Source organism: Corallococcus praedator (assembly GCF_003612125.1).
Lineage (GTDB): Bacteria > Myxococcota > Myxococcia > Myxococcales > Myxococcaceae > Corallococcus > Corallococcus praedator.
Genome location: NZ_RAWI01000848.1, coordinates 1 through 578, shown reverse-complemented (window position 1 = coordinate 578; position 578 = coordinate 1). Strand labels below are relative to the sequence as shown.

At 72.1% G+C, this 578-nt stretch carries 1 protein-coding gene; it reads left to right on the top strand.

The annotated features are described in order from the left end of the window. Positions 1-578: ABC transporter permease (locus D7Y13_RS42100; RefSeq protein WP_120631082.1), on the top strand; the 578-nt coding region annotated here is incomplete at both ends.

The following is a 578-nucleotide window of genomic DNA, read 5'->3' as shown; positions in this document are numbered from 1 at the left end:
CTGCTGCGGGGCGTGGGCGCGGCGACGGGAGGGATGGGGCAGGTGCTCGCGGCGGAGTCGGGAGCCCTGTGGAACACGCTGGGTGTCTCCTTGGGGGCGACGGCGTGGGCGCTGGCCCTGGGGGCACCGCTGGCGGTGCTGCTGTTCCGCACGGACCTGCCGATGCGCGGCGCGCTCACGGTGCTGTTCACGCTGCCTTCGGCCATCCCCGCGTTCATCTGGGGCATGGGGTGGTTGTCGCTCGCGAGTCCCCGGGCCGGGTATCTGAACCGGATGTTGGGCGCGGACGTGTTCAACCTCTACGGGGCGGGTGGCATCGCGTTCGTGGAGGGGCTGTCGGGCCTGCCGCTGGTGCTGCTCGCGGGGGCGGCGGCGCTGCGACGCGTGGATCCGGCCCTGGAGGAGGCCGCGCGGGTGTGTGGTGCTTCTCCCCTGCGTGCGCTCATGAGCACCACGGTGCCGCTGGTGCTGCCGTCGCTGCTGTCGGGCGCGGTGATGGTGTTCCTCATGGCGGCGTCTTCGTTTGGCGTGCCGTACCTGTTGGGGGTTTCGGCATCGCCTCCCACGCGGGTGCTCAC